Origin of the sequence: Glycomyces lechevalierae (genome assembly GCF_027622945.1) — a bacterium.
Lineage (GTDB): Bacteria > Actinomycetota > Actinomycetes > Mycobacteriales > Micromonosporaceae > Glycomyces > Glycomyces rutgersensis.
Window position 1 is genome coordinate 275112 of the sequence record NZ_JAPZVQ010000003.1, and the last position, 26194, is coordinate 301305.

The following is a 26194-nucleotide window of genomic DNA, read 5'->3' on the forward strand; positions in this document are numbered from 1 at the left end:
ATGGGCGACAACATCGAATTCCAGACCGAGGACTACGCAGGCAACGCTGACCTCGAAGGCCAGGAAGCCATCGATGGCCAGCAGGCCAGCGCCGACGGGGCATACCTCGGGGGCGACCCATGCCCGAACGGAGACTGCCAGAACACACACAATCCTGCCGAAGACGCCTGGGTCAAGCTCGTCTCGGCGATCCCGGTTGAAGGTCAGGTGGCGTACCTCAAATGCGTCGCTACCGGCACCGCCGCACCAAGCCAAGAAGAAGTCCAGTCGTTGGTCGCGCAAATCCGACCTGCCGACCCGGACAGATACGCGCTCAAAGCGATCGCCTCGCGCTGGGATCTCTTCCGGATCTCGTTCTCCGACAATCCTGAGACCGCAGTCGAGCCGATTCTGCGGTCGAAGCTGACCGAGCTTTCGAACGGCTGGCAGGGCAACGACTTCGATGCCTTTGCAGAGCAGATGGAGGCGGTTTTCGTCAACTGCGAGCAGATCTCGTCCGACATCGGCACGGACAGAACAGGTTTGATCGGGCTGCTTAACCAAAAGGGCGATGAGATCTACAACCTGCAGGGTGCCGGTTCCGGCGAGCTGCCTTACCCGGCCCCGCAGTACTGGGTCGAGGACGAAGGCAGCCTGTTCACTGACACCAAGGTCCACGTTCGTCCTCCGTTCCACTCGGGCGAGTGCGAGATCACCGACGGGTGCTCATTCGACGGAGAAGACGACGGCATCAAGGGCGCCATGGAGATGGGCGGCTTCGACGGCGAGTACACCAACGAGCTGAACCAGTACGTTGTCGACCAGACCGAGTACCACTACACCCGGCTCAAGGCCGAGCACGTGAACGGCATCGACACAAAGGGCATGGACGCCAACGAAAAGGCGGAAGCGACCACGCTGACCCCTGCTCAGGAGACATCTCTCCGGGCCGAGGCTGAGCGCCTGGCCGAACAGGACGCGAACGAGCGGGCTCAGCAGGACTACTCGGAAGGATCGCAGGACTACGAAGCTCGGGCGACCGAGCAGAACGACTCGGTGACCGCTCGCTGGCAGGATGCCGAGACGTCGACCTCCGAATTCGTTCCGACGGTCCAGCCTTCCGGCGACACGACGTTCCGCGACTCTGCAGGCGACCTCTCCGGCTCCGGCTACTCACCGCCCGGCGGCGGGGACTGGAACGGCAATGTGAACAGCTCCGGAAGTGCCGGCCTCACGCCTCCCGCCAGTTCGAGCAACTTCGGCGGCGGCAATCTCAGCAGCGGCTCGAACACGGGAACCGACATCGGCTCCAACCCTTGGGAGTCGACCACCGGGGACGATGACGAAACCTCCGGTGGTCTCGCCTCCGGCGGCCTTGGCACGAGCACACTGCCCGGCTCCGGTCTCGGCACCGGAACCGGCATGGGTGCAGGTGGCGGCGGCGGCTTCGGCGGTGGCGGCCTTGGTCCGGGTTCCGGCCTCTTCGGTCCCGCAGCCGGCGGGACGGGCGGCATGTCCGGCATGACCGGAGCGGGCGGCGCCGGGCGTGGCGCCGGCGCGGGCGGTCTCGGCAAGGGCCAGGGCCTCTTCGGCAAGACCGCCGGAGCGGGCGGCAAGGCCGGCGCCGGAGGCATGATGGGCGGCGGCCGCGGTGCCAACGGACTCGGCGAAGACGAGGATGCCGACACCGGCACCTGGCTCACTGAAGACGAAGACGTCTGGGGCCTCGCCCGCTTCAACGACGAGAACGACCCTCTCGCCTAATCCGCAATAGACAAACAGCGGCGGCCGAGCCCGAGAGGACCCGGCCGCCGCGCTATTTGCCGACCCCTCAACCCAATCCCCGTCCCCGCCCAAGCCCGTCGCAAATTCACCTGGGCGGGCATGCTTGTACGCGGTTCTCTCCCGAACTCGTTGCACGACAACGTCTCAGGATTCGCGACGTGTACCCCAACGTTTGCGTACATTCGGTAAATTGTGCGCAAGCGTCCAAACCCTCACCATCGGAACTCGCCTGTCTCATCCGCCGCAAGAACCGCCTGCCCTGGTTCCGTCTGAAAGGAATGTCGCTTGACCACCCCCGATCCCGCAGCCCTACGTCAAACCCTTGGTCGTGTCCTCGATCCTGCCGCCGCCCGGGAGCGCTTGGAGGAGCGCAAGGCGAAGTTCGAGCGGATGGCTGAACAGACGCAGCAGATGGCCGAACAGATGAAGCAACTGTCAGTGATCTTGACCGACCCGAACGGCATCGTGACGGTCGCGGTTGACTCAACCGGAGGACTCTCCGCAATCGAGCTTTCCGCACGAATTCAGCGCATGCACCCCGAGTTCGTCTCACGCACCATCATGGAGACGATCGCCGAAGCCAAGCTGCGCATTGTGGAACAGACACAGGAGGTCATCGCCGCGACTGTGGGAGCCGACTCCGAAACGGGCAAGGCAGTCGCTGCGAGCCTGAGGGAGCGGCTTGCTGCTGACATGGAAGACCGGCCCCAATGAGCGACGGATACGCTGTCGACCCTGAAGACCTCCGCGCGCACACAGCCCACATCAACAGCCTGATCGAACGGTTTGAGGCCGTTCGCTCGGCCTCGGCCGCGGTTACTCAAGCTGATGACGCGTTCGGGCCCTTGTGCGCTTGGATTGCACCGTTGCTCGAAGAGAAACACGGCGATGTCGATGAGTTGATTGACCAGGGCAAACACAACCTGGAATCTCACGTGACGGCTCTTAACGCCTCTGCGGACCTCTACGAAGACGCCGATTCCTCGGTTGCCTCAGATATCGATGACCTTGCAGAGGAGCTGTAGATGAGCGACAACCTGGTGGCTGACGTCCAGGACTCGCATACCTGGTACAAGGGCTCGGGGATCATCGAGAGCATCGCCGACGTCGTGGTCGCCATCGACGAAGACCGCTGGGTCGATGCGCTCCTCGCCGGATTCATGACCGGGCTGGAAGGGGTGGGCGCGTACCTGGACCCGATCGGAACCATCGCTTCGACCGGGGTGTCGTGGCTGATCGAGGCCGTCGAACCGCTGCGCGACTATCTCACTGACCTGACTGGCGACGCAGACATCCTCACGGCGCATGCGCAGACCTGGGACAACATGGCCGTCGAAGTCCAAGCGATCGCGGATGAGCTCTACTCCTACATCGAAGCTGACACCTCGGCATGGACCGGCGATGCGGCCGACGCTTATCGAACGATGATGAGTCTCAACGTTTCTGGCACTGAAGGACTCGCGGGATTGTGCTCGGCGATGCGGGCGGCCACCGAGGGAGCAGCAACGCTGGTGACCATCACGCGGGAGTTGGTGCGGGACCTTATCGCGGAGCTGATCGCCACGCTCCTAGTCAGGCTCCCTGTCTGGCTGGGTCTCATCGCCACTGGGGTCGGTATTCCGCTCGTGGCGACCCAGGCGACCGGCATGGTCCTTAACCTGGTCGCTCTGCTCACTGGCGTGATCATGGCCCTTGTGCAGAGTTTCCAAGCTCTGCAAGCACTCCTCGACGGTTAGGAGGGAACTTCCATGCGCAGTCTTTTCAAGCTCCTCGCCGTAATCGCCATCGGCTTGGCTTTCGCTCGCCCTCCGAAACCCGGCGGCCATGGCCCAGGCGGGCGTCCGCCGGCCCCTAGACCTCCGGTCCAAGGGTTCACCTCCGGCAAGCAAGCGGTCAGGACTGACTACGACCAAGCTGAAGCCGGAGCTTCGGGTGGCTCGGACGGAACTGGAAACTCGCCTGAGTCCGACGGCACAGCGGATGGACAGACGCCGCCGACTGATCCAAACCACCCTGACAAGTGGGCGGATAATAACCTTGAATCTCATTACGACAGCCATAAGGACGACCCAACCGCGGAATGGGACAGTATGGCGGACTACCAGTATGCGGCAATCGATTTGATGACAACGGATGGTGGTCGACGTCCAGGTGTCAAGATCAAGGTCACTGGGGACACCGCTTACTATTTCGATCCCGCTACGGGTGAGTTCGGAAGATCTGGCCCGAGGGGTATTATCACCTTCTTCATCCCACATCCTGATCCGGAAGGCTACTGGACGCGTCAACCTGGAACGGAAGTCGCTGAATGATACATATCAAGAAATTCCCTTGCCCGTGCTGCGGATTCCTGGTCCATGATTCAGTGGGTTCTTCAGCGATCTGCGAGATATGTCGGTGGGAGGATGACGTCGTTCAACTTCGATGGCCTGACTACCAGGGTGGGGCGAATAGATTGAGCCTGATTGAGTCGCAACGAAATTACCAGCGCTTGGGGGCAGTCAACGAAGAGTTCGTCGCACGAGTCAGAGCGCCGCGCACCAACGAAGGACGGGACACCGGTTTCCGATATGCCGACCCGGAGATCGACAACTTTGAGCCCTCAGGCGATGCATCCGGTAATTGGCCGAGTGACTACGAAGTGCTGTACTGGTGGCGACCGACCTATTGGCGGAGGTGATTCTTTGTCCGACTCCTTCGGGCGCACAAGGTCGCTTGCTCTGGCAAAGCCGGTGGGGCTCTGCATGACCAGATCCGGTTCCAGCCCAACGTCGCGCGCCGGTTTTCGAGGAAGTTCGGGACTCGGCATGACACCCAAATTCCATTACGAGCTGCTGGCCGGTGAATCCAGATGAAGTACCGCGATTTCCAGATCGGGCGGGACCTGCCGTCGCTGCTGGGCAGTACCTATCTCGTGCATGGTGAAACGAACGTCGTGTACACGGCGAGGGAGACCTTCACCTTCAGCTTCGAGGTTCCCGGTCGAGCCGTTCGCGGCAAGCCGACGGGTGAGGAGGGGAAGCCGAGGGTCGGCGTGGTCGTCGCGAGTGCCTCACCGGCGGGTCTGGCCGTGCAAATCGCAGACGCTCTGACGTCTCCTCAGAGCGGTGTCATCCTGACCGATCGTCGTCTCGCAGTCTTCAAACTGGTCCCCGCAGACCCGAGTTTGAAGGAGTCGACATTCATGGACGGACTCAGAGACCTGGGGCGCACGCTGAGAGGCAAGGAAGAATTCCCCCCATACCCGATGGCCTGCTCGACGGTGTCGGAGTTCCCCGCCTCAATCGCTTCCTACCAGGGAGTGCACAAGGAGAAGCCGATGAACTGCGTCAAAGCCGACTACCACCGCATCGCGTTCCACGACGGGTCTGTACTCGGCCTCCTGGCGTGAGAGTTCCTGACCTCCCGGTTTCTCCTCCGAAGAAAGAAATGCGCGCTGACACGATGCTCTGCGCGCTCTGCCTGAAGCTCGGGATGGGTAGGAAATGCGAGGGGTTCTGGATGTTGGGATCGGGTGGCCCAATATTTGGGCGGGGTTGGGCTGCAGCGTAGACTGGCGCGCATGTCTGACGCCCCTGGTTCCGGTTCGGTTACCGGAGTTCCCACCGCTACGCCTGCGGCCGCTTCCGCTGCTGACGTCGCGTTCGCGGCTGAGTTGGCGAGCGGCGCCGGGGAGTTGCTCCTGAAGTTGAGGGATGTGTTGGGGTTCTCGGATCCCAAGGCGCTCAAGGCCGCTGGGGATCAGCAGGCCAATGACTACCTGCTTGGAAGGGTCGCCGCCGAGCGGCCCGGGGATGCCGTGCTTTCCGAGGAAGGCAAGGGCGAGACCGGGCGGGTCGGGACTGAGCGGCTCGGGGCTGATCGCGTCTGGATCATCGATCCACTTGACGGGACTCGTGAGTACTCCGAGGCCGGGCGGGACGACTGGGCCGTGCACGTTGCTCTCTGGCAGCGGGGCCTTGGACTGACCGCTTCCGCCGTCGCGCTTCCGGCACAATCTGTGACGTTGCGCACTGATGAGGTGTACGCGGTTCCCGCGCTTCGCGAGGGGAAGCCGCGTATCGCCGTGTCGCGCACCAGACCACCGGCCGAGGTGGAGGCCGTCGCCGCCGCGTTGGGCGCGGAACTCGTGCCGATGGGCTCCGCCGGAGCCAAGGTCATGGCCGTGGTCGCCGGTACAGTTGACGCTTATGTGCACGCCGGCGGGCAGTTCGAGTGGGACTCCGCCGCTCCCGTAGGGGTGGCCCTCGCCTCCGGCTGGCACGCGACGCGGATCGACGGCGCCCCGCTGCAGTACAACAATGCCGACCCGTACCTGCCGGACCTGCTGGTCTGCCGCCCCGACCTGGCCGGGCCCGCGCTCGAGGCCATTCGAGGGACGAACTGACCACCCGGTCCCCGACCGGACCCGACAAACGAACACCCCGAACGGGGTCAGCCGAGAGGAGCATTGCGCCGGTGAGCGACTACCGCATCAGCCACATCGCCGCGCTGGAGGCCGAGGCGATCTTCATCTTCCGTGAAGTCGCGGCCACCTGTCAGCGGCCCGTGCTGCTCTTCTCCGGCGGCAAGGACTCCATCGTCATGCTGCACCTGGCGCAGAAGGCCTTCGCGCCGGCGCCGATCCCGTTCCCGGTGATGCACGTCGACACCGGCCAGAACTTCGCGGAGGTCATCGACTACCGCGACCGCCGCGTCGCCGAGACCGGCGTGCAGCTCATCGTCGCCTCCGTGCAGGACGCGATCGACCGTGGCATGGTCGTCGAGCCGCCGGACGGCACCCGCAACCGCATCCAGACCCCCGTGCTCCTGGAAGCTGCCGAGAAGTACCAGTTCGACGCCCTGTTCGGCGGCGCCCGCCGCGATGAAGAGAAGGCCCGCGCCAAGGAGCGCGTGTTCTCCTTCCGCGACGACTTCGGCCAGTGGGACCCCAAGAACCAGCGCCCCGAGTTGTGGAACCTGTACAACGGCCGGGTCCACCCGGGCGAGCAGATCCGGGTGTTCCCGCTGTCGAACTGGACCGAGCTCGACGTGTGGCGCTACATCGGCTCCGAGGACATCCCGCTGCCTGAGGTGTACTTCGCCTCCGAGCGCGAGGTCGTGGACCGCGGCGGCATGCTCTACGCCGTCAACGAGTTCATCAAGCCGCGCGAGGGCGAGGTGGTCTTCTCCGAGAAGGTCCGCTACCGCACCGTCGGCGACGCGAACCTGACGGCCGGCGTGCGCTCGGACGCGACCACGATCGACGAGATCATCGCCGAGGTCGAGGTCACGCGCATCACCGAGCGCGGCGCGACCCGCGGCGACGACAAGACCTCCGAGGCCGCGATGGAAGACCGGAAACGGGAAGGCTACTTCTAATGACGGACACGCTGACCTCCCGCGAGGACACGCACGAACTGCTGCGCTTCGCCACGGCCGGTTCGGTGGACGACGGCAAGTCGACCCTCATCGGCCGCCTCCTGTTCGACTCGAAGGCGCTCTTCGACGACCAGTGGGACGCCGTCGAGGCCGTCAGCGCCGGCCGCGGCGACGAGTACACCGACCTCGCGCTGCTCACGGACGGCCTCCGCTCCGAGCGCGAGCAGGGCATCACGATCGACGTCGCGTACCGCTACTTCTCCACGCCCGAGCGCAAGTTCATCATCGCGGACACGCCCGGCCACATCCAGTACACGCGCAACATGGTCACCGGTGCGTCCACCGCCGACCTCGCGCTGATCCTGGTCGACGCCCGGAAGGGCCTCGTGGAGCAGTCCCGCCGCCACGCGTTCCTGTGCTCGCTGCTGCGCGTGCCGCACATGGTGCTGTGCGTCAACAAGATGGACCTCGTGGACTACGACGAGGCCGTCTTCAAGCGGATCGAGAACGAGTTCTCCGCGTTCGCCACGAAGCTCGAGGTCCCCGACCTGACGGTCATCCCGATCTCGGCCCTCAAGGGCGACAACGTGGTCAACCGCTCCGAGAACATGCCGTGGTTCAACGGCCCGAGCCTCCTCCACCACCTGGAGAAGGTCCACATCGCCTCGGACCGCAACCTCGTGGACGTGCGCTTCCCGGTCCAGCACGTGATCCGGCCGCACTCCAACGACAACCACGACTTCCGCGGCTACGCGGGCCAGGTCGCCTCCGGCGTCATGAAGCCCGGCGACGAGGTCATGGTGCTGCCCAGCGGCTTCACCTCGCGTATCGCGTCGATCGAGACCGCTGACGGCCCGCTCGACGAGGCCTTCCCGCCCTTGAGCGTCACCGTGCGTCTCGAGGACGAGCTCGACGTCTCCCGCGGCGACATGCTCTGCCGCCCCGGCAACCAGGCGCGGGTGTCCCAGGACATCGAGGCGATGGTCTGCTGGATGGACGAGGCGCGCCCGCTCAAGCTGCGCGGCAAGTACGCCGTCAAGCACACCACGGCCGACGTGCGCGCGATCGTGAAGGACGTCCAGTACCAGCTCGACGTCAACACGCTCCACCGCGACGAGACCGCGACCGAGTTGAGGCTCAACGAGATCGGCCGCGTCACGCTCCGCACGACCAAGCCGCTCCTGTGTGACGACTACCGCCGCAACCGGGCGACCGGCGGCTTCATCATCATCGATGAGTCCGACAACCGCACCGTCGGCGCGGGCATCATCGTCTAAGCCCCACAACGGATTCGGGCCCGACCGCGAAAGCAGTTGGGCCCGAACTCATTGTGGGGCTTGGTGACTGGTGTCACGTAGAACTGGATTCGTGCCGGAGTGTTGAAACGCGAATCGTGCGCTGAGTCCCAATACCGTTTCATGTCATGGTCACTCATAACCATGAGATTCCCATCCGCCTCTTCCAAGATCGACCCGAGATCGCGGCTGAACTGCTGACGAAGGCGGTCGGATCAACCGTCCCGTTCTACTCCAGCGCGGTGTCAGAGTCTGAAGCATTGACGAACTGTGATCCGCTCGAACTGAACTGCGACAACGTCGCAGTGTTTCGCGACGCCTTCGGCAAGCCGGTCTGCGCCATCATCACCGAGATCCAGCGAAGCGAGGATAGGGACAAGCCCTACACCTGGCCGATGTACCTGACCAACCTGCGGTCTCGACTCCGGTGCCAGGTGCAGTTGCTGGTCATCTGCACCAATGAAGCGACCGCGAAATGGGCCGGCCAGCTCATCAAGATCGGGCCGCCAGAGTTCGTTCTGCGCCCCGATGTGATCGGGCCGGGGGACTTGGTTCGGTTCATCGCTGATTTCGACACGAGGGAAGCGGTCGAACTGCTGATCCTGATCGCAGCGACAAAGGACAAGGGGCCGGGGACCGAATCCATCGCCCGCGACCTCGGCCGCCGCCTCAACGAACTTTCCGAGCCCGACCGCAAGAAGTACACTGGTTGGGCGTTCCAACTGCTCTCAACAGCTGCCTGCGAGATTCTGGAGGACCAAATGAGCCTGAGGTACGAGGAGTACCGCGAGACCTATGCCGGTCAGCTCGAACAACGCGGTGAGGCGCGCGGCGAAGCGCGTGGCGAGGCTCGCGGTGAGGCGCGCGGCATGGCGAGAGCCGTGCTCGAGATGTTCGAACTCCGCGGCGTCGAGGTGTCCGAGGCCGTTCGGGAGCGGATTTTGGCCTGCACCGATGCGGATCAGGCGGAGCGCTGGTTCACCAGCGCCTTCAGTGCCTCCCGCGCGGAGGAGATCTTCGACTGAGTACGTGCCTTTGACTTTTATGGGCCCGAGCCGCAATGCGGCTCGGGCCCATTGCGTTCACGGTTGTTCGTAGGCCTTGCGGACGCGTACGGGGGCCTTGAGGTGCCAGGCGTCCTCGATCAGTTCGGTGAGGCGCTCCGGGTCGATCTTGTCGAGGTGGACGAGGATCATCGCGTAGCCGTCGTAGTGGGGCGTGGTGTAGAACGCCGGGTCGGCGGAGGCGAGGAGGGCGGCTTTCTCACTGGGGTCGCAGACGAGGGCGAGGCCGCCTTCGGCCTCGGTGCGGAGGCGGGCGAAGAATCGGCCCTTGACCTTGAGGGAGGGGGTGTGCCAGCTCGTGGTCACCTCGACCTCGGAGAGGCGGGAGGCGATGGTCACGACGTCGTCCCAGGTCGGCATGGTGGGCTCCTCTCGACACCACCATGGTCCCGCACGGGTGCGACAGCCGCTAAGGGTTGATCCAGTTGCCGATCGAGATGAGGCTGGCGGCGGAGGCGCCGAGGACGGCGGTGGCGACGACGGCCGCGGCGAGGAGTCGCAGGGGCGTCTGGGTCCAGTCGGGGCCGATCTGGTGGCGCATGGCGGGCATGGAGCCGGTGCCGGGTTCGGGCTGCGGGGCCTGCTCGGCGGGCGGGAGTGCTTCTTCGACCTTGGGCCGCATGAAGTTCGCGGTGGAGAGCAGCTGCGTGTCGCCGTTGACGCCGTTGTCGACGCGGATGTGGTCGACCTGGACGGAGACGGGGCCGACCGAGCCGCGGAGGCCGTCGCCGACGCGTGCGAACTGGGCGGTGTCGCCCGGCCGGTAGCCGCTGAGGCTGGGGCGGGAGTGCTCGCCGGTGAGGCCGGAGGCCGAGCTCTCGCGGCCGACGCGGGGGACCGACCAGTTGTTGAAGCCCGGTTCCGAGCCGTGGCGCGGGGCCGAGCCCTCGCCGTGCGGCTGGGAGTACGCCTGGTGCGGTTCCGAAGCGCCGTAACGGGGTTCGGAGTGCGCGCTGCGGGTGTCGTCGTCGCTCGGCGCGGAGCTCTCCCAGCTGTAGCGGTACCGCGAGCGCGACTCGCTGCGAGGCGGCGGCTCGGCGACGGTGTCGACCTGGATCGTGCGCTGCTCGTCGGTGCGGCCGTCGCCGACCCGGGGGAGTTCCCCCGTGGTCGGGTGCGCCGGGTCGCCGTATCGAGGTCCCCACTGGTCCTGGCTCACAGCGGCGTCCCTACTCTTCGACGGCGTTCAGGATGTTGTCGCGGTGGTTCTCGAGGTTCTCGATCTCGGCCTGCTGCTGGCTGATGGTGCGCCGGGCCGCGGTCGCGACGAGGTCGTTGTCGGTGCGGTCGAGCACGAGCTTGGCCATGTCGACGCCGCCGATGTGGTGGGCGATCATGAGGTCCGCGAACATGACGTCGGCTTCGTTCCCGGTGAGGGACTTGAACTCGTCCATCTGCTCCTGGGTGGCCATGCCCGGCATGAGCCCGCCGGTCTCCTCGCTGTCGTGCGAGTGCTCGTCGCCCGCCCACGCCATCGGCTCGCCGCTGGAGAGCTGGACGCCCCAGTCGCGCAGCCAGGTGCGGTACATGCCGATCTCGGTGCTCTGCGTGGTGGCGATGTCGTACGCGACCGTCGTCATCGCCGGGTCCGAGCCGTTCTGCCACTCGTACATGGCCATCTCGACGGCCTGCTGGTGGTGCGTCTGCATGTCGCGCGCGAAGCCGGCCTCGACCGAGTCGTTGCCCGGCGCCGAGGTGCCGGAGACCCAGCCGACCCCGAAGCCCGCGGCGAGCATCAGCACGGCCGTGATCGCGATCAGCAATGCGGGCCTGCGCCACAAGCGGCTCATTCGTCGTCCTCTCTCGGCGGGCGCTCCCCGAATGAGAGCGCCCGTTCCCTCACTTGCCTAACGAGCGTCGCCCCGAAAGGTTCGCGCGTGTCGTCAGCCTGTGGGCATCTGCTGGTCGGCCATGGTCGTGGTCAGGCCGTTGGCGCACTGCGCGCCCGGCTCGGCCGCGTTGTCGGCGTTCTGGATGTAGAAGTCCATGAACTCGTCGATCTTCGGGTCGTTGATGTCGTCCGTCTTGTACTGGACGCCCCACGCCTGCACCGAGACGGCCACGCCCATCTCCGGGTACGGGCTCATCAGCGAGAAGTCGCGGCCCTCGACCTTGGCGGCGAGGGTCTTGATGCCGTCGCCGTCGACGAGCGCCGGGTCGTAGGTCAGCCAGACAGCGCCGTGCTCGAGGGAGTGGACGGCGTTGCCGTCCGCGATCTGCGCGTCGTAGACCGAGCCGGTGCAGGTCTGCCACTGGCTGAGGTGGTCGCCGCCCGCGGGCGGGGTGATCTCGTACGTGGGGACCGCGGTCGGGTCCTCGCCGTCGATGTGGGTCTGCTGCACGACCCACGGGTACTTGAGGTCCTCCTCCTTGACGTCGCCGTCCTGGAGGGCCTCGGTCACCTCGGAGTAGTTCTTGTAGTCGCCGTAGTAGGAGGTGATGCCTTCCGGCGGCTGGCTGCGGTCCCAGACGACGAACACGGCGGCCCCGATCAGGCCGAGCGCCACGACGCCGACGCCGGTGAACGTGGCGATCAGACCCCACGGCTTCGGCTGCTTGACCTGGACGGCGCGGCCCTTCCGGGCGTTCGCGGGCGCCGAGGACTTGCTCAGGCCCTTGCTTTCGCCCTTGGCGGCGTCTTTCCTGCCGGCCGAGCGTTGTTCAACGACTGCGCCTTTGCCGGTGCTCTTGCCGGAGCCCTTGCTGGCGGTCTGCTTCTTCGATGCCATATCGCGGGGAGAGCCTTATTCGTCGAGGTCGGGATGAGCCGGAGCGGAGCCGGGGAGGGCCCGGTGTGAAGTCCACTCGCGTACGCCACCTTACCTGGTCGGTCCAGGGCACTCCCTTAGAGCGCGCTGCGAAACGGGCACCCCCGCCCCTACTGCGGCGCGGTCGCCGTCACACCGCCCGAGCAGGTCGCGTTCGGCTCCGGGTTGAACCGCTCGTTCAGCACGTACGTGTCCAGGTACTCGCCGATCTTCGGATCGGACGGGTCCTCGGTCTGGTACCGGTTCCCCCACGACTGCAGCGACACCGCGACCCCCTGGCCCGGATACGGGCTCATCAGGCTGTAGTCGCGGGCGCCGATGAGCAGCGCCAGCGCCTCGACGTCCGCCGGCTCGACCAGCTCCGGGTCGTACGTCAGCCACACCGCGCCGTGCTCCATCGAGTGCACCGCGTTCCCGTCGGCGATCGGCCCGTCGTACACCGAGCCGGTGCACGTCTGCCAGACCGAGAGGTGGCTCCCGCCGGCCGGCGGCTTCAGCTCGTACACCGGGCTCTGGCCGTCCCAGGTGTTCAGCGTGTCCACGTGCTCCTGCTGCGCCACGAACGGGTACTCGAGCTCCTCGGCCGTGACCTTCCCGTCCTGGATCGCCGTCATCACCGAGACGTAGTCGCCGTACTCCCCGTAGAAGCTCTCCACCCCGTCCATCGCGCTCGGCGCAGAGGCGGCGGTCGACTCGGCCGCGGCCTCGCCGTCGGCGCCACCAGGATCGGAGGCGCATCCCGCCAGCGCGCCGAGCGCGAGGGCGGCGGCGAGGGCGGTCCAGCGGTAGTGAAGCGGGCGCATGTTCGAAGCCTTCCGTCGAGGTTGCACAGAAGCAACCTACCGGTGCAGCCCACACGGGGGTTTATCACTCGCGGGCCGCGATCCGCGGCGTCTACGATTACCGGGTGACTCCTGAGACGCTCGCAGAGAAAGTGCTGTCCGCGACACGCGCCGCGTTCGAGGCCCTGGCCCTCGACGCCGCCGTGATCCCCGCCCGAACGGCGGTCGAGCGACCCAGGGACCCCAAGCACGGCGACTACGCCTCCAACATCGCGCTGCAGACCGCCAAGAAGGCCGGCACGAACCCGCGCGCGCTCGCCGAGAAGATCGCCGAGAACCTCGCCGCCGCCGACGGCGTCGCCAAGGTCGACATCGCCGGCCCCGGCTTCCTGAACATCACCCTGGACGCGGCCGCCGCGGGGGAGATCGCCGGGAAGATCATCGCGGCCGGGCCGTCCTACGGCGACAACGCCTCGATGGCCGACGAGCACATCAACCTCGAGTTCGTGTCCGCGAACCCGACCGGTCCCGTCCACGTGGGCGGCACCCGCTGGGCCGCCGTCGGCGACGCCCTGGCCCGGGTCATGCGCGCCTCCGGTGCGAAGGTCACCTCCGAGTACTACTTCAACGACGCCGGCGTGCAGGTCAACAACTTCGCCGCCTCGCTCCTCGCCAGCGCCAAGGGCGAGCCGACCCCGGAGAACGGCTACGCCGGCGGTTACATCGACGACATCGCCCAGGCGGTCCTCAAGGTCCGGCCCGACGCGCTCGAGACCGACGACCCGCAGGCGGTCTTCCACGAGGTCGGCGTCGAGCTGATGTTCGCCGAGATCAAGCAGGACCTCGACAACTTCGGCACCCACTTCGACGTGTACTTCAACGAGAAGGACCTGCACGACAAGGGCGAGCTCGACGCCGCCGTCGCGCGCCTCGACCAGCAGGGCCACATCTTCGAGTCCGAAGGCGCGGTCTTCCTGCGCACCACCACGTTCGGCGACGACAAGGACCGGGCGCTCAAGAAGTCGAACGGCGAATGGACCTACTTCGCCGCCGACTGCGCCTACTACCTCGACAAGCGCGAGCGGGGCTTCGACAAGCTCGTGCTCATGCTCGGCGCCGACCACCACGGCTACATCGGCCGGATGCAGGCCATGAGCCAGGCCTTCGGCGACAAGCCGGGCACGCTCGAGATCCTCATCGGCCAGATGGTGAACCTCCTCAAGGACGGCCAGCCCGTCCGGATGGCCAAGCGCTACGGCAACGTCATCACCCTCAACGACATCGTCGAGGCCATCGGCGTGGACGCCGCCCGGTACGTGCTCGCGCGCTACTCCTCGGACTCGACGATCGACATCGACATCGACCTGTGGACGAAGCACGGCAACGACAACCCGGTCTACTACGTGCAGTACGCCCACGCCCGCACCTCCGGCGTGCTCCGCAACGCCGCCGAGCGCGGCTTCGACAAGGGCGACTCCTACGACGCCTCGCTCCTGGACCACCCGCGCGAATCGGACCTGCTCAAGGCCCTCGCCGAGTTCCCGGCCGTCGTCGCCACCGCCGCCGCGCTGCGCGAACCGCACCGGGTCGCCCGCTACGCCGAGGAACTGGCCGCGGCCTACCACCGCTTCCAGCACGACTGCCGCGTCCTGCCGTTCCCGGACGAGGAGGCCACCCCGGTGAACACCGCGCGCCTGTGGGTCGTCGACGCCACCCGCGTCGTGCTCGCCAACGCGCTCGGCCTGCTCGGCGTCTCGGCCCCGGAGCGGATGTAATGCGGACCCACGAAGCCGGCGCACTGCACGGCGACTTCGACTACTCCGCGCTGCGCCCCGGCTGGCTCGGCGTCCCCGAGGACGTGAACACGCTGCTCCCGCAGCTCTGGGCGCAGAACGTGGCACGCGCCGACGACGGCGTCCTGCACATCGGCGGGATCTCCGTCGAGCGGCTCGCCGCCGAGTTCGGCACGCCCGCGTACGTCTTCGACGAGGACGACTTCCGCGCCCGCTGCCGCGCCTGGATCGAGGCCTTCGACGGCGCCGACGTCTTCTACGCCTCCAAGGCGTTCTGCTCCAAGGCCGTGCTGCGCGCCGCCGCCGAGGAAGGCCTCTTCGTCGACGTCTGCACCGCCGGCGAACTCGCGGTCGCGCTGGCCGCCGGACTCGAGCCCGCTCGCCTCGGCCTCCACGGCAACAACAAGTCGCTCGCGGAGCTGCGCCAGGCCGTCGAGATCGGCGTCGGCCGCATCGTCGCGGACTCGTTCACCGAGATCGCGCGGATCGAGGCGATCGCCGCCGAGCTCGGCAAGCGCCCGAACGTGATGGTCCGCGTCAACGTCGGCGTCGAGGCCCACACGCACGAGTTCATCGCGACCGCCCACGAGGACCAGAAGTTCGGCTTCTCCCTCGCCGGCGGCGCCGCCTATGAGGCCGCGCGCCGCGTCATCGAGGCGCCGCACCTCGAACTGCTCGGCCTGCACTCCCACATCGGCTCGCAGATCTTCGACACCGCCGCGTTCGAGATCTCCGCCGCCCGCGTCGCCCGCCTCCACGCGAAGCTCCAGACCGACTTCGGCATCGCGATCCCGGAGATGGACCTCGGCGGCGGGTTCGGCATGGCCTACACGAGCCAGGACGACCCGCAGCCGCCCGCGGATATCGCCGCTTCCCTGCGCAAGATCGTCGACGAGGAGTGCGCGGCCGCCGGCATCGAGGTCCCGCGCCTGTCCATCGAACCGGGCCGCAGCATCGTCGGCCCCACGATGTTCACCCTTTACGAGGTGGGCACCGTCAAGCCGGTGACCCTCGCCGGGGACGCCGCGCGCCTCTACGTCTCGGTCGACGGCGGCATCAGCGACAACATCCGCACCGCGCTCTACGACGCCACCTACTCGGCGACGCTCGCGTCACGTTCCTCGAACGCCACGCCCGCCCTCGCCCGAGTAGTGGGAAAGCATTGCGAAGCGGGCGACATTGTTGTTAAAGATGAATTCCTCCCGGCCGACGTCGCGCCGGGCGACCTGATCGCGGTCCCTGGAACCGGCGCCTACTGCCGCTCCATGGGCTCGAACTACAACCACGTGCCCCGCCCGCCGGTCGTCGCCGTCCGGAACGGCGAGGCGCGTGTGATCCTGGCGCGTGAGACCGTCGACGACCTGCTCCGGCTCGACGTCGGCTAGACACGGCTCCAACCCAACAGGAAGAGGAACACCAGCGATGAAACTCGCGCTACTCGGATGCGGCAACGTCGGCAGTGAAGTCGTGCGCCTCATGCGAACGCGCGGGGAGGAGCTGGCGTCCCGAGTAGGGGAGCCCGTCGAGATCGTCGGGATCGCGGTGCGCCGCCTCGACCGCGACCGCTCGCACCTGCCGGTCGAGAAGGAACTCTTCACCACCGACGCGCTGGGCCTCGTCAAACGCGACGACGTGGACATCGTGGTCGAGGTCGCCGGGGGCATCGAGCCCGCCCGCACCTGGATCACCACCGCGCTGGCCGAAGGCAAGTCGGTCGTGACCGCGAACAAGGCCCTGCTCGCCGAGGACGGTCCGGCCCTGTCGGCCGCCGCGAAGGCGGGGGGCGCGGACCTCTACTACGAGGCCGCCGCCGCTGCCGCGATCCCGCTGATGCGCCCGCTGCGCGAGTCGCTGCACGGCGACACGATCAACCGCGTGCTCGGCATCGTCAACGGCACCACGAACTACATCCTCAGCCAGATGTCGCAGACCGGCGCCGCCTTCGAGGAGGCGCTGCGCGAGGCCACCGAGCTCGGGTACGCCGAGGCCGACCCGACCGCCGACGTCGACAACTACGACGCCGCCGCGAAGGCCGCGCTCATCGCGTCGCTCGCGTTCCACACGCACATCGATCTCGGCGAGGTCTACCGCGAGGGCATCCGGGACGTCTCCGCCGCGGACATCGCGTCGGCCGCCGCCCAGGGCCGCGTCGTCAAGCCCCTCTGCATCGCGACCCGGGAGGCCGACGGCGTGTCCGTGCGCGTCCACCCGGCGATGATCCCGGCGACGCACCCGCTCGCGAACGTCAACGGCGCGTACAACGCGGTGTTCGTCGAGGCCGAGTCCGCCGGCCGCCTCATGTTCTACGGAGCGGGAGCGGGCGGCACCGAGACCGCCTCGGCGGTGCTCGGCGATATCGTGGCCGTGGCGCGCAACAAGCGCGGGGGCATCACCGCCTTCCCGCCCGAGGCCGCCTACCAGGACCTGCCGGTGAAACCCATCGGCGAGGCCCGCACCAGGTACCACGTCAGCCTCGACGTGGTCGACGAGCCCGGCGTGCTCGCGCGCGTGGCGGCCACCTTCGCCCACCACGGCGTCAGCCTCGCCACCGTCCATCAATCCGGCCAGGGCGATGAGGCCCGGCTCGTGGTCGTCACCCACACGGCGGCCGACAAGCAGTTGTCGGACACCGTAGCGGAACTGTCGCAACTGACCTCGGTGCACGAAGTCACCTCGGTCATGCGCGTCGAAGGAGAATAGGACGAGATGTCCGTTAGTCCGATGCGCCCGGGGTGGCGCGGCCTCATCGAGGAATTCCGCGACCGGCTCCCGGTCACCGACGCCACCCCCGTCGTCACTCTGCAGGAGGGCGGCACGCCCCTGCTGCCCGCCCCGATCCTCTCCGCGAAGACCGGCTGCGACGTCTTCCTCAAGGTCGAAGGCCTCAACCCGACCGGGTCCTTCAAGGACCGCGGCATGACGCTCGCCGTCTCGAAGGCCGTCGAGGACGGTGCGAAGGCCGTCATCTGCGCCTCCACGGGCAACACCTCCGCTTCGGCGGCCGCGTACGCCGCGCGCGCCGGGATCACCTGCGCCGTGCTCGTCCCGGCCGGGAAGATCGCCCTCGGCAAGCTCGCGCAGGCCCTCGTGCACGGCGCGAAGCTCATCCAGCTCGAAGGCAACTTCGACGACTGCCTCATGGTCGCGGACAAGCTTTCGCAGGACTACCCGGTGGCGCTCGTCAACTCGATCAACCCGGTGCGCCTCCAGGGCCAGAAGACCGCCGCGTTCGAGATCGTGCAGGTCCTCGGTGACGCTCCGGACCTCCACGTGCTGCCGGTCGGCAACGCGGGCAACATCAGCGCCTACTGGATGGGCTACACCGAGGACGCGAACGAGGGCAACGCCACCAAGCGGCCCCGCATGCTCGGCGTGCAGGCGGCCGGCGCCGCGCCGATCGTCGAGGGCCACGTCGTGGAGCACCCGCAGACCATCGCCACCGCGATCCGCATCGGCAACCCGGCGTCCTGGACGAAGGCCCTGGACGCCGAGAAGGAGTCCGGCGGGAAGATCATCGCCGTCACCGACCGCGAGATCCACTCCGCGTACATGCTGCTCGCCCGCAACGAAGGCGTCTTCGTCGAGCTCGGCTCGGCCGCGTCGGTCGCCGGACTGCTCAAGCAGGCCGAGGCCGGATGGGTCGAGAAGGGACAGACGATCGTCTGCACTGTGACCGGCAACGGCCTCAAGGACCCCGACTGGGCCGTCTCCACCGCGCCGCAGCCGCAGACCGTCCCGGTCGACGTGGTCAAGACCGCCACCGCCCTGGGCCTGTAGTTGGAGGCCTTCGCAACTGGCCCCCGCGCCACCGTGCGCGTCCCGGCCACCTCCGCCAACCTCGGCCCCGGGTTCGACTCGCTGGGCCTCGCGCTCGACCTCTGCGACGAGGTCACGGCCGAGGCCACGAGCGGCACCACCGTCGCCGTCGAAGTCCAGGGCGAAGGCGAGGGCACCGTCGCGCTCGACGAACGCCACCTCGTCGCCGCCACGATGCTGCGCACCTTCAAACACCTCGGCCTCTCGGCCCCGGGCTTGAAGATCAAGTGCCGCAACAGGATCCCGCACGCCCGCGGGCTCGGCTCCTCCTCGGCCGCGATCGTCGCGGGCATCATGCTCGCCGACGCGCTCGCCGGCGCGGGTATGACCCGTTCGGAGAAACTCGTGCTCGCCAGTGAGATCGAGGGCCACCCGGACAACGTCGCGCCGTGCCTCCTCGGCGGCTTCACCATCGCCTACACCACTGAGGACGGTGCGAAGGCGGTCAGTCTCGAGCCGTCGCCGCGCGTCCACCCGTGGGCGTTCGTGCCGCAGACGAAGGGCCTGACCTCGGTCGCCCGCGCCGCCCTGCCCGAGAAGGTCCCGCACGCCGACGCGGTGTTCAACCTCTCCCGGGCCGCGCTGCTCGCCGCGGCGATCACGCACCACCCCTCGCGCCTCTTCGACGCCACGGACGACCGGCTGCACCAGTCGTACCGGGCCAAGGGAATGCCGGAGAGCACCCATTTGTTGAGGGCATTGCGCTCCGCCGGAATCGCGGCCGCGATCTCCGGTGCGGGTCCGACCGTGCTCGCACTGACCGTGGACGACACGCGCGTCCCCGAAGTCCCCGCGGGCTTCGAGGCCTTGCGCTTGGAAGTCGCCGACGGCGCCGTGCAGGTCGCGACCTCCCCGAACGAGTGATCCTCGGGTCCGTTGTTGTGAATGGGAAGAGTGCGCTACCATTCCAGTTAGACGACCACCCGGTGTCGTGACTGCTCGAAGCCTTGCTTATGCTTGTGGTCACAACAGCTGCGGCGCATCCAGCGCACGCCTGATCTCTTGTTTGGGTCATCACCCTCAACCATGGATTTGTGACTTTGCATAGCTCCAGCGTGGCATGGCACGGTTTCGACCAAGGAACAGTCGCTGTCCGCTTGTGGCGCCGGGCCTCCGCCCGGATCGGATCGCAAAGGCGAGGATCGCAATCAGCGGAGATCGCAATCACGTGTCTCAACGTGCACGATCATTCATCGCAAGCTGTCCAGTCGCAGGCCCAGAGGCTGTCACCACGATCAGGACCGTCTGCTCAGCGGACAGCCCAGGGGTGTTGCACCCAGTGTCAACCGTCGTCTTCCAACCGCCGAGGCCACAGTGTGGCCGGAAGCGGTCGAAGCGATGGCGGGACGCAGACCAGAACATCGGCATTGCGGCTATTTGAAAGACGCGGAAACTCCTCGAATCCACTTCGAAGTTCCGCCAGGGAAGGAATCCATTGAGCGACACCACCGGCACGACGTCGGACCGGATGAGCGATGCGGCTTCGGCTTCGGAAGAGATTCCGGAGACCAAGAAGCGCCGTCGGGCAGGAACCGGTCTGGCCTCTATGCTGATGCCCGAGCTCCAGCAGATGGCGCAATCGCTCGGCATCACCGGCGTTGGCCGGATGCGCAAGAGCGAGCTGATCGCCGCCATCCAGGAACGGCAGGATGCGGGCTCGCAGCCCGGCGGTGCCAGCGCGGAAAAGGAGGCCCCGCCAGTGCCTGACTCTGACCAAACGCCCATCGCCGAGGCCCCGTCGACCACAGTCGACGCCGCCCCCGCCGACAACGGCTCCGAGGGTGCAGAGGCCAAGGGCGGCACCGCCGCCCGCCGGGCGACCCGCCCGGCCGGTCCGCCGCAGCCGCGCCGCCGTGAAGAGCGTCAGACCGAAGCCGTTGAGTCCGAAGGCCAGTCGTCTTCCGTCGCGACGATCGAGTCCGATGAGGACCGCCCGCAGCGCCGTCGCCGCTCCCGCGAGAACGGTCGCGAGAACCGTGAAGGCCGCGAGGGCAACCGTGAGAACGGCCGCCGCGACGAGCGCCCGGAGCGTTCCGAGCGCGCCGAGCGTTCGGAGCAGTCCGAGGCCCGCACCGAGACCCGCGAGCGCCGCAACGAGGACGACGGTTACGACGACCGCGGCCCGCGCGACGGCGACGGCGAGAACCGCCGCCGCAAGCGCCGCGACCGCTCCGACCGCCGCCAGCGCGGCGGCCGCGACGAGGTTCCCGAGCGCGCCGGCGCCGGAGGCGGCGTCCAGAACGACGAGCAGCTCGTGCCCGTCGCGGGGATCCTCGACATCCTCGACAACTACGCGTTCATCCGCACCACCGGCTACCTCGCCGGCCCCGACGACGTCTACGTCTCGATGTCGCAGGTCCGCAAGCACCGTCTGCGCCGCGGCGACGCCATCACCGGCGCCGTCAAGCCCAGCCGCGGCGGCGGCGAGGAGCCGAACGGCCAGGGTGGCAAGCAGCAGCAGCGCCGCGAGAAGTACAACCCGCTGGTGCGCCTCGACACCGTCAACGGCATGAGCCCGCAGGACGCGACGAAGCGCGACGAGTTCTACAAGCTCACGCCGCTCTACCCGCAGGAGCGCCTGCGTCTGGAGACCGAGCCGAACGCGATCACCACGCGGGTGATAGACCTCGTGGCCCCGATCGGCAAGGGCCAGCGCGCCCTCATCGTCTCGCCGCCGAAGGCCGGTAAGACGATGGTGCTGCAGGCGATCGCCAACGCGATCACCACGAACAACCCCGAGTGCCACCTCATGGTGGTCCTCGCGGACGAGCGGCCCGAAGAGGTCACCGACATGCAGCGTTCGGTGAAGGGCGAGGTCATCGCCTCGACCTTCGACCGCCCGCCGTCGGACCACACCACGGTCGCCGAGCTCGCGATCGAGCGCGCCAAGCGCCTGGTCGAGCTCGGCCACGACGTGGTCGTGCTGCTCGACTCGATCACCCGTCTGGGCCGCGCGTACAACAACTCGTCGCCCGCGTCCGGCCGGATCCTCTCCGGCGGTATCGACTCGACGGCGCTGTACCCGCCGAAGCGCTTCCTCGGCGCGGCGCGGAACATCGAGCACGGCGGGTCGCTGACCATCATCGGCACGGCGCTGGTCGAGACCGGCTCCATGGGCGACACGGTGATCTTCGAAGAGTTCAAGGGCACCGGCAACGCCGAGCTCAAGCTCGACCGCAAGATCGCCGAGAAGCGCACGTGGCCCGCGATCGACGTCCACCAGTCGAGCACCCGCAAGGACGAGCTCATGATGAGCCCCGAGGAGCAGGCAGTGATGCTGAAACTCCGCCGGGTCCTGTCCTCGCTGGACCCGCAGCAGGCGATCGACCTGCTCATCGACCGGTTGAAGAAGACGCAGACGAACGCCGAGTTCCTGATGTCGATCGTCAAGAGCACGCCCGGCGAGTGAGTACGCCGCCCGCCGCGAAGCGGAGGGCGCAAGGATGTACCGGCGTGAGGCCGCCCTGGTTGAGAGCGGCCTCACGCCTTAATATGGAGAGCTGGTGCGCAGGTCGCGCACCCACTGTGTGCCCGCGAGGGCCTGATGCGGTTCCGGTTCACGGCTGCGGCCGACCCGGCGACCCGGAGAAAGGGAAGTCATGAAAGACGGGATCCACCCCGAGTACGTCGTCACCGAGGTGACCTGCTCCTGCGGGAACGCGTTCACCACCCGGTCGACGGTGGCCACCGGCAAGATCCAGGCTGCGACCTGCAACAAGTGCCACCCGTTCTACACCGGTAAGCAGCGCATCCTCGACACCGGCGGTCGCGTGGCCAAGTTCAAGGCCCGCTACGCCAAGACGCAGGAGAAGGCCGCTCAGGCTGGTAAGTAGCTTTGCCGCGCAGCGCTCGTGTCGTATGACGCGGGCGCTGCGTTTTTTCGTATCCCTAAGTTCAGGCACTGCTCTCTCAAAGGAACCGCAATGACTACCGCTGCCGACAACCGCCTGCAATCGCTGCTCGCCGAGTACAAGGACCTTGAAGTCCAGATGGGCGACCCGGCGCTGCACGCCGACCAGGCGCAGGCCCGGCGCGTCGGCCGGCGGTACGCCGAGCTCTCGCCGATCGCGAAGACCGCCGAGGACATCGCGCAGGCCCAGGAAGACCTCGAGACCGCCGAGGAGCTGGCGAAGGAGGACGCGGACTTCGCGGAGGAGGCCGAGAACCTGCGCAAGCGCATCCCGGTCCTGGAGGAGAAGCTGGCCGAGCTGCTGGTCCCGCGCGACCTGGACGACTCGAAGGACGTGATCATCGAGATCAAGGCCGGCGCGGGCGGCGAGGAGTCCGGCCTGTTCGCCGGGGACCTCATGCGCATGTACCTGCGCTTCTTCGAGCGGATGGGCTGGACCGTCGAGACCCTGGAGATGGTGCCGACCGACCTCGGCGGCGTCAAGGACTCCTCGATCGCCGTCCGCACCAAGGGCACGCCCGAGGGCGGGAACGGCGTGTGGTCGCGCATGAAGTTCGAGGGCGGCGTGCACCGCGTGCAGCGCGTGCCCGTGACCGAGTCGCAGGGCCGCGTGCACACCTCCGCCGCCGCGGTCGTCGTCATGCCCGAGGCCGAAGAGGTCGACTTCGAGCTGAACATGAACGACGTGCGCGTGGACGTCTACCGCTCCTCGGGCCCCGGCGGCCAGTCGGTCAACACCACCGACTCCGCCGTGCGCCTCACGCACGTGCCCACGGGCGTGGTCGTGACCAGCCAGAACGAGAAGAGCCAGCTCCAGAACAAGGAAGCCGCGATCAAGGTGCTCCGCGCCCGCCTGCTCGCCAAGCAGCAGGAGGAGGCCGCCGCGGCGGCCGGGGCCGCCCGGCTCCTGCAGGTCCGCACCGCCGACCGCTCCGAGCGCATCCGCACCTACAACTTCCCGCAGAACCGGCTCACCGACCACCGGATCGGGTTCACCGCGTACAACCTCGACCAGGTCATGGACGGCGCGCTGGACGAGGTCCTGGACGCCCTCGCCGCCGCCGACCGCGCCGAGCGCATGGCCCGCGGCTCTGAATGACCTGGTCACAGGCCATCGCCGCGGCGGCGAAGCGGCTCGAGGCGGCCGGCGTCCATTCCCCGCGGAATGACGCCGAGCTGCTGGCCGCCCACGTCTCCGGGCTCAAGCGGGTGCAGTTGCTCATCGCCGACGCGCCCGCCGCCGCGCAGCTCGCGGTCTTCGACGCGCTCGTCGCGCGTCGCGCCACCCGCGAGCCGCTGCAGCACCTGACCGGTTCGGCCGCGTTCCGCTACGGCGAACTCGCCGTCGGCCCCGGAGTGTTCGTGCCCCGGCCCGAGACCGAACTGCTCGTGGACTGGGCGCTGACGCGACTTCCCAAGGGCGGCACAGTGATCGACGCGTGCTCCGGATCGGGCGCGGTCGCGTACGCCATCGCGACCGAGCGGCCCGACGCGACCGTGTGGGCCGTCGAGATCGACCCCGACGCCTTCGAATGGCTCGAATCGAACCTCGACGGCACCGGCGCGACCCCGGTCCTGGCCGACGCGACCGCCGCCTCGACCCTGAACGAACTCGACGGCACCGTCGACCTCGTGACCGCGAACCCGCCGTACGTGCCGTTCGAGATCGAGGTCGCCCCCGAAGTCGAGTTCGACCCGTCCGGCGCGGTCTACGCCGCCGAAGCCGGCCTCGCGGTGATCCAGCCGCTGGCCGTGCGCGCCGCCCGCTGGCTCAAGCCCGGCGGCTGGTTCGGGTTCGAGCACGACGACACCCACGGCGCGGTCGCGCCCGAGATCCTGGGTGTCACCGGATTCACCGAGACCGAGGACCACGACGACCTGGCGGGCCGCCCGAGGTTCGCGACCGGAAGGCTAGGCTTGTCGCCGTGAGGCTGTTCAATTGCAGGAAGATCAAGGACCGCGCGACCGGGCTGAAGTCGGCCGCCAGGGCCGTGACCGGCGGTCGGCTCGTCGTCATCCCCACCGACACCGTGTACGGCATCGGTTGCGACGCGTTCAATCCCACGGCCGTCAAGGCCCTGCTCGCCGCGAAGGGACGCGGGCGCGACATGGCGCCGCCGGTCCTCATCGGCTCGAAGCGGGCGCTCGACGGCATCGCCTCGGACATCCCCGACTCCGCCAAGGAGCTCATCGAGGCGTTCTGGCCCGGGCCGCTCACCATCGTGGTGCCCTACACCCCGTCCCTGACTTGGGACCTCGGTGACACCGACGGCACCGTCGCGGTGCGCATGCCGCTGCACCCGCTCGCGCTCGAACTGCTCAAGGAGACCGGCCCGATGGCCGTCTCCTCGGCGAACAAGACCGGGCAGCCCCCGGCCGAGACCGCCACGGACGCGAAGGCGCAGCTCGGTTCCGACGTCTCCGTGTACCTGGAGGCCGGCCCGAGCGAGGACAACCAGCCGTCGACCATCATCGACTGCGTCGCGCACCCGCCGCAGATCCTGCGCCTGGGCGCGCTGAGCCTCGAGCAGATCCGCAAGATCGTGCCCGACACGCTCGACCGCGACGGCTACGGCCCCGGCCAGGGTCCCGAGGACGACGAGCCGGAGGCGGACGAGGCCGAGGCGGTCGAAGCGGAAGCCGACGAGACCGCCGAGCCGAAGGCCGACCAGGCGTGACCTCGCCCTTCACCGTCCTGCATGTGTGCACCGGCAACATCTGCCGGTCGCCCATGTCCGAGCGCATCCTCGCCGGGCTCACCGGCGAGGACGTGTACAACCACGGCGCGGGCATCTCGGCCTACCACGAGGGCGAGAACATGCAGAACAACGCGATGACCGAGCTCGAGTCGCGCGGGTACGACCCCGACGGCCACCGGGCCCGGCACCTCCTGCGCGAACACGTCGAGGCCTCGGACCTCATCCTCGTCGCCACGATCGGGCACCTGGACTACATCGCCGAGCGCTTCCCCGAAGCGGTCGCGAAGACGTTCCTCGTCCGCTCGTTCGGGCCGATGGCCGCCGACCTCGCCGACTCGCTGCCCGACGGTGACACGGCCGTGCGCGGCAAGGCGCTCGTCGACGCGGCCGACGCGCGCCGCGGTGGCTACGACGAGCTCGACCTCGCCGACCCGTGGGGGATGAGCCAGACCGTCTACGCCAAGATCGCCGACCAGCTCGAGACCGCGCTGAAGCCCGTCGCGTCCGCATTGGAACCGCGCTGATGCACAAGGTCAAAGGGTTCTTGAAGCCGTGCTTCATCGCCGCCGCGTTCGCGGCATCGATCGCTGCGGTCATCGGCGGGATCACAGCCGGCGGGACCGGCGCGTGGGCCGCTCCTGCCGGAGTAGCCTTGGCGGCCTTGGGGTTCGCGGGATCTGCGGCGGCCGTCGCATTCGCGGAGACCTTTGACCTGCGTCTCACTCTTCCTATGGCGTTGATCACTTATTCGGTCAAACTCGCCCTTGTCATGACGATCCTCTCCATCGTCAAAACCGCTCTGCCCGACGCGCTGCTGCCGTTCGCCTACGGCGTCGTCGGCGGCGCCGTCGTGTGGCTCGCGACGCAGGTCGTCTGGGCCTACAGGGCCAAAATCCCCTATATCGAGCTGGATTCGCGTTCTTGACGAATTCTTGACGCCCC

28 protein-coding genes are annotated in these 26194 nt (G+C 67.7%); 23 read left to right on the forward strand and 5 right to left on the reverse strand.

All coding sequences use genetic code 11. The features are described from left to right. The 11 genes from O2L01_RS07625 to O2L01_RS07670 all read left to right on the forward strand — a co-directional run bounded on the left by O2L01_RS07625 (window position 1) and on the right by O2L01_RS07670 (window position 9445). Window positions 1-1743 carry a hypothetical protein gene (locus O2L01_RS07625; protein WP_270121314.1) on the forward strand — a complete coding sequence of 581 codons (1743 nt, stop codon included), beginning with the start codon at window positions 1-3 and terminating at the stop codon, window positions 1741-1743. A 306-nt stretch (window positions 1744-2049) separates the two neighbouring features. Continuing rightward, window positions 2050-2478, forward strand: a complete 429-nt coding sequence (locus O2L01_RS07630) for a YbaB/EbfC family nucleoid-associated protein (protein ID WP_270121315.1) — start codon at window positions 2050-2052, stop codon at window positions 2476-2478. Continuing rightward, a complete protein-coding gene (locus tag O2L01_RS07635; protein WP_270121316.1) occupies window positions 2475-2789 on the forward strand; it encodes a type VII secretion target in 315 nt (104 codons plus the stop codon). The genes O2L01_RS07630 and O2L01_RS07635 overlap by 4 nt, the downstream gene beginning before the upstream one ends. Beyond that, window positions 2790-3500: a WXG100 family type VII secretion target gene (locus tag O2L01_RS07640; protein WP_270121317.1), complete on the forward strand. Its 711-nt coding sequence runs from the start codon at window positions 2790-2792 to the stop codon at window positions 3498-3500. Window positions 3501-3512: 12 nt separating this feature from the next. Beyond that, a complete protein-coding gene (locus tag O2L01_RS07645; RefSeq protein ID WP_270121318.1) occupies window positions 3513-4076 on the forward strand; it encodes a hypothetical protein in 564 nt (187 codons plus the stop codon). Then, window positions 4073-4444, forward strand: coding sequence for a CPCC family cysteine-rich protein (locus O2L01_RS25635; RefSeq protein WP_344469059.1), 372 nt, complete (start codon window positions 4073-4075; stop codon window positions 4442-4444). The genes O2L01_RS07645 and O2L01_RS25635 overlap by 4 nt, the downstream gene beginning before the upstream one ends. 171 nt (window positions 4445-4615) lie before the next feature. After that, window positions 4616-5155 (forward strand): hypothetical protein, encoded by a 540-nt coding sequence (locus O2L01_RS07650; protein WP_270121319.1) that lies wholly within the window; start codon window positions 4616-4618, stop codon window positions 5153-5155. A gap of 171 nt (window positions 5156-5326) precedes the next feature. Next, window positions 5327-6151 carry a 3'(2'),5'-bisphosphate nucleotidase CysQ gene (locus O2L01_RS07655; protein WP_270121320.1) on the forward strand — a complete coding sequence of 275 codons (825 nt, stop codon included), beginning with the start codon at window positions 5327-5329 and terminating at the stop codon, window positions 6149-6151. A 71-nt stretch (window positions 6152-6222) separates the two neighbouring features. Further along, window positions 6223-7125, forward strand: a complete 903-nt coding sequence (gene cysD / locus O2L01_RS07660) for a sulfate adenylyltransferase subunit CysD (RefSeq protein ID WP_270121321.1) — start codon at window positions 6223-6225, stop codon at window positions 7123-7125. Next, window positions 7125-8402, forward strand: coding sequence for a sulfate adenylyltransferase subunit 1 (locus O2L01_RS07665; protein ID WP_270121322.1), 1278 nt, complete (start codon window positions 7125-7127; stop codon window positions 8400-8402). The genes cysD and O2L01_RS07665 overlap by 1 nt, the downstream gene beginning before the upstream one ends. A 146-nt stretch (window positions 8403-8548) precedes the next feature. After that, window positions 8549-9445, forward strand: coding sequence for a hypothetical protein (locus O2L01_RS07670; protein ID WP_270121323.1), 897 nt, complete (start codon window positions 8549-8551; stop codon window positions 9443-9445). A gap of 57 nt (window positions 9446-9502) precedes the next feature. Here the strand turns inward: O2L01_RS07670 and O2L01_RS07675 are convergent, their stop codons facing one another. From O2L01_RS07675 to O2L01_RS07695, 5 genes are all read right to left on the reverse strand, one after another. Beyond that, window positions 9503-9844 (reverse strand): MmcQ/YjbR family DNA-binding protein, encoded by a 342-nt coding sequence (locus O2L01_RS07675; protein WP_270121324.1) that lies wholly within the window; start codon window positions 9842-9844, stop codon window positions 9503-9505. A 49-nt stretch (window positions 9845-9893) separates the two neighbouring features. Next, window positions 9894-10643 (reverse strand): hypothetical protein, encoded by a 750-nt coding sequence (locus O2L01_RS07680; protein WP_270121325.1) that lies wholly within the window; start codon window positions 10641-10643, stop codon window positions 9894-9896. Window positions 10644-10653: 10 nt separating this feature from the next. Beyond that, window positions 10654-11274 carry a DUF305 domain-containing protein gene (locus tag O2L01_RS07685; protein WP_270121326.1) on the reverse strand — a complete coding sequence of 207 codons (621 nt, stop codon included), beginning with the start codon at window positions 11272-11274 and terminating at the stop codon, window positions 10654-10656. 93 nt (window positions 11275-11367) lie between these two features. Then, the gene (locus O2L01_RS07690) at window positions 11368-12213 is read right to left on the reverse strand and encodes a DUF3105 domain-containing protein (RefSeq protein WP_270121327.1); all 846 of its coding nucleotides are present in this window, start codon (window positions 12211-12213) and stop codon (window positions 11368-11370) included. 149 nt (window positions 12214-12362) lie between these two features. Beyond that, window positions 12363-13055 carry a DUF3105 domain-containing protein gene (locus O2L01_RS07695; RefSeq protein ID WP_270121328.1) on the reverse strand — a complete coding sequence of 231 codons (693 nt, stop codon included), beginning with the start codon at window positions 13053-13055 and terminating at the stop codon, window positions 12363-12365. A gap of 104 nt (window positions 13056-13159) precedes the next feature. On the opposite strand from O2L01_RS07695, the gene argS reads away from it, so the two are divergent. The 12 genes from argS to O2L01_RS07755 all read left to right on the forward strand — a co-directional run bounded on the left by argS (window position 13160) and on the right by O2L01_RS07755 (window position 26177). Further along, a complete protein-coding gene (gene argS, locus O2L01_RS07700) occupies window positions 13160-14809 on the forward strand; it encodes an arginine--tRNA ligase (RefSeq protein ID WP_270121329.1) in 1650 nt (549 codons plus the stop codon). Further along, window positions 14809-16212, forward strand: coding sequence for a diaminopimelate decarboxylase (gene lysA / locus O2L01_RS07705; protein ID WP_270121330.1), 1404 nt, complete (start codon window positions 14809-14811; stop codon window positions 16210-16212). The genes argS and lysA overlap by 1 nt, the downstream gene beginning before the upstream one ends. 37 nt (window positions 16213-16249) lie before the next feature. Next, window positions 16250-17527: a homoserine dehydrogenase gene (locus tag O2L01_RS07710; RefSeq protein ID WP_270121332.1), complete on the forward strand. Its 1278-nt coding sequence runs from the start codon at window positions 16250-16252 to the stop codon at window positions 17525-17527. A gap of 21 nt (window positions 17528-17548) precedes the next feature. Continuing rightward, a complete protein-coding gene (thrC, locus tag O2L01_RS07715; RefSeq protein ID WP_344469146.1) occupies window positions 17549-18604 on the forward strand; it encodes a threonine synthase in 1056 nt (351 codons plus the stop codon). Next, window positions 18605-19507 (forward strand): homoserine kinase, encoded by a 903-nt coding sequence (gene thrB, locus O2L01_RS07720; protein WP_270121334.1) that lies wholly within the window; start codon window positions 18605-18607, stop codon window positions 19505-19507. 604 nt (window positions 19508-20111) lie between these two features. Beyond that, the gene (gene rho, locus O2L01_RS07725) at window positions 20112-22052 is read left to right on the forward strand and encodes a transcription termination factor Rho (RefSeq protein ID WP_416259802.1); all 1941 of its coding nucleotides are present in this window, start codon (window positions 20112-20114) and stop codon (window positions 22050-22052) included. Between the two features lie 190 nt (window positions 22053-22242). Beyond that, window positions 22243-22476: a 50S ribosomal protein L31 gene (gene rpmE / locus O2L01_RS07730; RefSeq protein ID WP_270121335.1), complete on the forward strand. Its 234-nt coding sequence runs from the start codon at window positions 22243-22245 to the stop codon at window positions 22474-22476. A gap of 90 nt (window positions 22477-22566) precedes the next feature. Next, window positions 22567-23652: a peptide chain release factor 1 gene (gene prfA, locus O2L01_RS07735; RefSeq protein ID WP_270121336.1), complete on the forward strand. Its 1086-nt coding sequence runs from the start codon at window positions 22567-22569 to the stop codon at window positions 23650-23652. Further along, window positions 23649-24482, forward strand: a complete 834-nt coding sequence (gene prmC, locus O2L01_RS07740) for a peptide chain release factor N(5)-glutamine methyltransferase (RefSeq protein ID WP_270121337.1) — start codon at window positions 23649-23651, stop codon at window positions 24480-24482. The genes prfA and prmC overlap by 4 nt, the downstream gene beginning before the upstream one ends. After that, window positions 24479-25231 carry an L-threonylcarbamoyladenylate synthase gene (locus O2L01_RS07745; RefSeq protein ID WP_270121338.1) on the forward strand — a complete coding sequence of 251 codons (753 nt, stop codon included), beginning with the start codon at window positions 24479-24481 and terminating at the stop codon, window positions 25229-25231. The genes prmC and O2L01_RS07745 overlap by 4 nt, the downstream gene beginning before the upstream one ends. Next, window positions 25228-25776, forward strand: a complete 549-nt coding sequence (locus O2L01_RS07750) for an arsenate reductase/protein-tyrosine-phosphatase family protein (protein ID WP_270121339.1) — start codon at window positions 25228-25230, stop codon at window positions 25774-25776. The genes O2L01_RS07745 and O2L01_RS07750 overlap by 4 nt, the downstream gene beginning before the upstream one ends. Next, window positions 25776-26177, forward strand: coding sequence for a hypothetical protein (locus tag O2L01_RS07755; RefSeq protein ID WP_270121340.1), 402 nt, complete (start codon window positions 25776-25778; stop codon window positions 26175-26177). Before O2L01_RS07750 ends, O2L01_RS07755 begins: the two co-directional genes overlap by 1 nt. Window positions 26178-26194: the final 17 nt, after the last annotated feature.